This window comes from Salipiger sp. HF18 (assembly GCF_011806505.1).
In the GTDB taxonomy this organism is placed as follows: domain Bacteria; phylum Pseudomonadota; class Alphaproteobacteria; order Rhodobacterales; family Rhodobacteraceae; genus Salipiger; species Salipiger thiooxidans.
Map to the genome: position 1 here is coordinate 1 of NZ_JAATOS010000292.1, position 5144 is coordinate 5144.

The following is a 5144-nucleotide window of genomic DNA, read 5'->3' on the forward strand; positions in this document are numbered from 1 at the left end:
GGTCACGCCGCCGATGCCCGAGATCGGCAGGCCCCGCATCTCGGGCGAGCGGGTGATCTCGGCCACCATGTTGAGCGCGATGGGCTTCACCGCCGGGCCGCAATAGCCGCCATGCGCGCCCTTGCCGTCGATGGTGGGCTCAGGCGCGAAGAGGTCGAGGTCGACCGAGGTGATCGAGTTGATGGTGTTGATCAGCGACACCGCATCGGCACCGCCCGCATGGGCCGCCATGGCGGGTTTGCGGATGTCGGTGATGTTGGGCGTGAGCTTCACGATGCAGGGCATGCGCGTGTACTGCTTTACCCAGCGGGTCACCATCTCGATGTACTCTGGTACCTGCCCCACCGCCGAGCCCATGCCGCGCTCGGACATGCCGTGCGGACAGCCGAAGTTGAGCTCGACGCCGTCGGCGCCGGTGTCTTCGACCAGCGGCAGGATCGCCTTCCATGCCTCTTCGGTGCAGGGCACCATGATCGAGGCGACCAGCGCGCGGTCGGGATAGTCGCGCTTGACCGATTTCATCTCGCGCAGGTTCACCTCGAGCGGGCGGTCGGTGATGAGCTCGATGTTGTTGAGCCCGAGCAGCCGCCGGTCGGCGCCCCAGATCGCGCCGTAGCGCGGGCCGTTCACGTTGACCACCGGCGGGCCTTCCTCGCCCAGCGTCTTCCACACGACGCCGCCCCAGCCCGCCTCGTAGGCTCGACGGACGTTGTACTCCTTGTCGGTCGGAGGCGCCGAGGCCAGCCAGAACGGGTTGGGTGACTTGATGCCAATGAAGTTCGACGAAAGATCAGCCATTTGCTTGCTCCATCAGGCTGGCATGGATGTCCTCTGCCGCGTCGCGGCCCTCGGCCACGGCGGTCACCGTCAGATCGTCGCCCCCGGAGGCGCAGTCGCCACCGGCCCAGACGCCGGGCACCGAGGTGCGGCCGGTCTCGTCCACCGCGATCTTGCGGCCCTCGAGCTCGGGCAGCCCGTCGCCGGTGAGGGTCTGCCCGATGGCGCGGAAGACCTGGTCGGCGGGAAGCCGGAACCGCTCGCCCGTCGGGGTGAGGTCGTCGGCGGTGAACTCGAACTCGAGCTCGCGTACCGAGCCGTTGCCATGCACCGCGACCGGCGAGGCGTTGCAGATGATCCGCACGCCCCTGGCCTGCGCCAGCTCCTGCTCGTAGGGCGAGGCGGCCATGCGTTCCTGCGAGCGGCGGTAGACGATGGTGACGTTGAGCGCGCCCAGCAGTTTCGACTGCACCGCGGCGTCGACCGCGGTCATGCCGCCGCCGATCACCACCACGTCGCGACCCACCGGCAGCGCCGCCAGATCGGAGGCCTGCCGCAGATCGGCGATGAACGAGACCGCGTCGCCGACGCCCGCCTTGTCGTCGCCCTCGACGCCCAGCGCGTTCACCCCGCCGAGCCCGAGCCCGAGGAACACCGCGTCATACTCGGGCTGCAGCGATCCGAGCGTCACGTCGCGGCCCAGCGCCACGCCGCTCTGCAGCTCGATGCCGCCGATCTGCATCAGCCACTCGACCTCGCGCGCGGCGAAGTTCTCGGTGCTCTTGTAAGCGGCGATGCCGTATTCGTTGAGCCCGCCAGGCTTGGGCCGCGCGTCCATCAGGACCACGTCATGCCCCATCATCGCGAGCCGGTGCGCGCAGGCGAGCCCCGCCGGCCCCGCGCCCACAACCGCGATGCGCTTGCCGGTCGGCGCGTCGCGCTCGAACGGGTGCACGTCGGCGGCCATCAGCGTGTCGGTGGCGTAGCGTTGAAGACGGCCGATCTCGACCGGCTTGCCCTCGGCCACCTCGCGCACGCAGACCTCTTCGCAGAGTGTCTCTGTCGGGCAGACCCGGGCGCACATCCCGCCAAGGATGTTCTGCGACAGGATCGTCCGCGCCGCGGCCTCGGGCGTGCCGGTGGCGATCTGCCGGATGAAGAGCGGGATGTCGATCGTCGTGGGACAGGCCGTCGCGCAGGGTGCGTCGTGGCAGAAGTAGCAGCGGTCCGCCGCCACCAGCGCCTCGTGATCGTCGAGCGGCGGATGCAGGTCTGCGAACCCCGCCTCGATCAGAGCCTTGTCCATCCGTCCCGGCACGATGCCCGGAACCAGAGCCTTCACATCCATCGGTCGCCTCCCGCTGCCATGTCTGATGGGGAAAGCGTTCCATAGGTCAATTTTTTTATCAATCGGTAAAATATCCGAGGGCCGTCCGGCACGACCCCCGCGCCCAATAATCGGGCACCCGTCCGGCAAACGAAAAAGGCCGCCCCGGATGGGACGGCCTCTTCCGATTGGAAAGCGCAGGAATGAAGATCAGTTCTGCGCGTAGAATTCGATGACCAGGTTCGGTTCCATCTGCACCGGGTACGGCACGTCTGCGAGGCCCGGCATGCGCACGAAGGTCGCGGTCATCTTGGAGTGGTCCACCTCGAGGTAGTCCGGAACGTCGCGCTCGGGAAGCTGTGCGGCTTCCAGCACGAGAGCCATCTGCTTGGACTTCTCGCGGACCTCGATGACGTCACCCTCTTTCACGCGGTAGGAGGGGATGTTCACGCGCTGGCCGTTCACGAGCACGTGACCGTGGTTCACGAACTGGCGGGCAGCGAAGACGGTCGGCACGAACTTGGCGCGGTAGACGACGGCGTCGAGACGGCGCTCGAGCAGGCCGATGAGCAGCTCACCGGTATCGCCCTTGATACGCTCTGCTTCGCCGAAGATGCGACGGAACTGCTTCTCGGTCAGGTCGCCGTAGTAGCCCTTGAGCTTCTGCTTGGCGCGGAGCTGCAGACCGAAGTCCGAGAGCTTGCCCTTGCGGCGCTGGCCGTGCTGGCCCGGGCCGTATTCGCGGCGGTTGACCGGGGACTTCGGACGGCCCCAGATGTTCTCGCCCATACGGCGGTCGATTTTGTACTTGGCAGACGTGCGTTTGGTCACGGCTGATCTCCTTCGCTCAAGGTTTCGAAGGGCGTTGTCCTCTCTCCGGATTTGGCCGAAGCGACAGGGCATCCCCTCGCGGGGGCCACCAACACCAATGAAGCGGCGCTTATATGCGCTTTCCCGGGGGAGTCAACACCCCGTTCCCCGCAGGCGACAAGCACGATCCGGGCCCGCCTTTACCTGCGATTAAGCGGCGTCGGGCAGAGTGGCGCGACACCCGCTCCGCTTCGGCCGGGGCCGCTGCGGAATCGTGGTGTGGATCGGACCGGGCATCATGCCGGATACCGGGGCTCACAGCAGGAACGCGCGACCGCCAGCAAAGCTGCGGCCACGCACAAGGACCCTATTGGACCATATCGCTATGCATGGCCAGAACCCACTGGATATGGCGCTCGCCCGGCGCGACAGCAGGATGCTTCACACGGTGCGCGAGGCCATCGCGCATGGCGACGTGCTGCTGGCGTTCCAGCCGGTGGTGCAGGCGCGAGAGCCCGCGCTTGCAGCCTTCCACGAGGGGCTGGTCCGGGTGCTCGACGAGACCGGGCGCATCGTCCCTGCGAGCGAGTTCATCCCGCTGATCGAGGACACCGAGCACGGGCGCATCCTCGACTGCATCGCACTGGAAAGGGGGCTGGCCGAGCTCGCCTCCGAACCCGGGCTGCGGCTGTCGCTGAACATGTCGGCGCGCTCCATCGGCTACCGCAAGTGGACCGAGACACTGCACCGCGGCCTGTCGGGGGATCCGACCGTCGCCGAGCGGCTGATTCTCGAGATCACCGAATCGTCGGCGATGCTGGTGCCCGAGCTGGTGATCAGCTTCATGGACGACCTGCAGCGGCAGGGCATTTCCTTCGCGATGGACGATTTCGGCGCCGGCTACACCGCCCTGCGCCATTTCAAGGAGTTCAACTTCGACATCCTAAAGATCGACGGCCAGTTCATCACCGGCATCGCCCACGATCCCGACAACCAGGTGATGACCCGCGCCATTGCCTCGATCGCCGAGCAGTTCGACCTCTTCACCGTGGCCGAATCGGTCGAGAACGCCAGCGACGCGCAGTACCTGACCGAGATCGGAATCGACTGCCTGCAGGGCTATTACTACGGCGCCCCCACCGTCAGCCCGGCATGGCGCGACGACGCCTCCAAACGCGCCAGCGCCTGAGTGGAACGGCTCCGCGGCCCCCGCGATATCCCGCCGTCGGGATTTTGCGCTAGCATTTGCGCTACCAGAGCGTGTTTTCCGCAACCTCCCCCTGTCCCCTGCCTCAGCGGCACGCTATGAACGATGGGCAAGATCAAGGAGGGCGGCCTTTGACCGATGATCTGGCCTCCCGCGTTTCGTTCTGCTTGGAGGACTAAAATCCATGACCAATGTCGTCATCGCATCCGCGGCCCGTACCGCCGTCGGCAGTTTCGGGGGAAGCTTCGCCAACACCCCGGCGCATGATCTCGGCGCCGCCGTGCTCGAAGCACTGGTTGCACGCGCCGGCATCGAAAAGGGAGAGGTTTCGGAAACCATCCTCGGGCAGGTGCTGACCGCCGCCCAGGGCCAGAACCCGGCCCGTCAGGCCCACATCAACGCCGGCCTTCCCAAGGAAAGCGCCGCCTGGAGCATCAACCAGGTCTGCGGCTCGGGCCTGCGCACCGTGGCGCTGGCGGCACAACACATCATGCTGGGCGATGCCGACATCGTCTGCGCCGGCGGGCAGGAGAACATGTCCATGTCGCCCCACGCGCAGAACCTGCGCAACGGCTACAAGATGGGTGACGTCACCTACATCGACACCATGATCCGCGATGGCCTCTGGGACGCCTTCAACGGCTACCACATGGGCCAGACCGCCGAGAACGTCGCGCAGCAGTGGCAGATCAGCCGCGAGATGCAGGACGAGTTCGCGCTGGCCTCGCAGAACAAGGCCGAGGCCGCCCAGACCGCCGGCAAGTTCGACGACGAGGTGATCCCCTACACCATCAAGACCCGCAAGGGCGAGATCGTGGTGAACAAGGACGAGTACATCCGTCACGGTGCCACCATCGAGAACATGCAGAAACTCCGCCCGGCCTTCAGCAAGGACGGCTCGGTCACCGCGGGCAACGCATCGGGCATCAACGACGGAGCAGCCGGCGTGCTGCTGATGTCGGCCGAGAACGCCGCGAAACGCGGCATCGAGCCGATCGCGCGCATCGCCTCCTACGCCACCGC

5 protein-coding genes are annotated in these 5144 nt (G+C 66.6%); 2 read left to right on the forward strand and 3 right to left on the reverse strand.

Going from position 1 to position 5144, the window contains the following annotated elements; genetic code table 11:
- The 3 genes from preA to rpsD all read right to left on the reverse strand — a co-directional run.
- Positions 1–798, reverse strand: a 798-nt coding sequence (gene preA / locus HC022_RS18740) for an NAD-dependent dihydropyrimidine dehydrogenase subunit PreA (RefSeq protein ID WP_167453434.1), incomplete at its 3' end; no start/stop codon positions are given.
- Entirely contained in the window at positions 791–2125 is a 1335-nt protein-coding gene (locus tag HC022_RS18745) for an NAD(P)-dependent oxidoreductase (protein WP_167453435.1), read from the reverse strand. The genes preA and HC022_RS18745, both read right to left, overlap by 8 nt.
- 189 nt (positions 2126–2314) lie before the next feature.
- A complete protein-coding gene (gene rpsD, locus HC022_RS18750; RefSeq protein WP_008886937.1) occupies positions 2315–2935 on the reverse strand; it encodes a 30S ribosomal protein S4 in 621 nt (206 codons plus the stop codon).
- A gap of 364 nt (positions 2936–3299) precedes the next feature.
- Here rpsD and HC022_RS18755 point away from each other — a divergent pair, with 364 nt between their 5' ends.
- Complete coding sequence (locus tag HC022_RS18755) at positions 3300–4103, forward strand: EAL domain-containing protein (RefSeq protein ID WP_167453437.1); 804 nt, start codon at positions 3300–3302, stop codon at positions 4101–4103.
- Between the two features lie 202 nt (positions 4104–4305).
- A partial coding sequence (locus HC022_RS18760) for an acetyl-CoA C-acyltransferase (protein WP_167453436.1) occupies positions 4306–5144 on the forward strand: 839 nt, incomplete at its 3' end.

What these genes read in the sequence shown, in the direction of transcription:
- HC022_RS18745 (WP_167453435.1), bottom strand. Translation starts at nt 2,125, where the DNA reads ATGGATGTGAAGGCTCTGGTTCCGGGCATCGTGCCGGGACGGATGGAC.
- HC022_RS18755 (WP_167453437.1), top strand. Translation starts at nt 3,300, where the DNA reads ATGCATGGCCAGAACCCACTGGATATGGCGCTCGCCCGGCGCGACAGC.